This is a genomic window from Microbacterium sp. B19 (genome assembly GCF_000333395.1).
Taxonomy (GTDB): Bacteria; Actinomycetota; Actinomycetes; order Actinomycetales; family Microbacteriaceae; genus Microbacterium.
This window is the reverse complement of record NZ_BADA01000283.1, coordinates 1-1178: the sequence shown is the minus strand read 5'-3', so window position 1 is coordinate 1178 and position 1178 is coordinate 1. Positions and strand designations below refer to the sequence as shown.

2 protein-coding genes are annotated in these 1178 nt (G+C 74.2%); both read left to right on the top strand.

Annotated features, from left to right (window positions below):
- A partial coding sequence (locus I5G_RS10340; RefSeq protein WP_022878993.1) for a sensor histidine kinase occupies positions 1–706 on the top strand: 706 nt, incomplete at its 5' end.
- Positions 694–1178, top strand: a 485-nt coding sequence (locus tag I5G_RS10335) for a response regulator transcription factor (RefSeq protein WP_022878992.1), incomplete at its 3' end; no start/stop codon positions are given. The genes I5G_RS10340 and I5G_RS10335, both read left to right, overlap by 13 nt.

Below are 1178 nucleotides of genomic sequence, written 5' to 3'. Positions count from 1 at the left end.
CGGGCTCGGGCTGCTGCACGGGGTCCTGCCCCGCGCGATCCTCGTGCCGTCCCGCGAAGCGCTGCTCGAGGAGCAGGCCCGCACGTCCGACACGCGGCGCGCTGGTGCCGTCCGCGCCGCCGAGGTGGAGCGCACGCGCATCGAACGCGATCTGCACGACGGGGTCCAGCCCCGGCTCGTCTCCATCGGCATGACCCTGGGGCTCGCGCAGACGAAGATCGACGACGACCCCGAGGCGGCGAAGGCCCTCGTCGCCGAAGCACACGCCTCGACGAAATCGGCCATCACGGAACTCCGGCAGCTGGCACGTGGCATCCACGCGTCCGTCCTGGAGGATCGGGGACTGGATGCCGCCCTCTCGGCGCTCGCATCGCGGTCGCACATCCCCGTGACCCTCGACGTGCGCCTGCCGCGCCGATGCAGCCGGGCGGCCGAGGCTGCGGTGTACTTCTCCATCGCCGAGGCGCTCACCAACGCCGCCAAGCACTCGCGGGCCGGGAACTGCCGCGTCGACGTGCGGGTGCGCGACGACGGGTCGCTGTGGGCCCGGGTCGAGGACGACGGACTCGGCGGGGCGCGCATCGTCCCGGGCGGGGGCCTCGACGGCATCGTCAACCGCGTCACCGCGGCCGGCGGAACCGCGCGCATCGACAGCCCGCAGGGCGGCCCGACGACGGTGGAGGTGACGGTCCCGTGCGCATCCTGATCTGCGAGGACTCCGTCCTCCTGCGGGAGGGCCTCGTCCGCCTGCTCGCCGACGACGGCCACGAGGTCGTCGCCGCTCTCCCCGACGCGTCCGGCCTCGACGCCGCCGTCGCCGAGACGGACCCGGACCTCTGCATCCTCGACGTGCGGCTCCCGCCGACCTGGACCGACGAGGGCATCCGCGCGGCGATCGCGTTGCGGTCGCGGCATCCGGGGCTCGCCGTCCTCGTGCTGTCGCAGTACGTCGAGGAGGAGTACGCGAGCGACCTCATCGCCGACGGACAGGGGTCGCTCGGCTACCTGCTCAAGGACCGCGTCGCCGACGTCCGCGACTTCCACGACGCCGTCGCTCGCATCGCGGGCGGGGCCACCGTCCTCGACCCCGAGGTCGTCGGGCAGCTGCTCGCGCGGCGGCGGCGCGACGACCGGTTGCAAGCGCTCACCGAGCGCGAGCGCGCGGTGCTCGCGCTGAT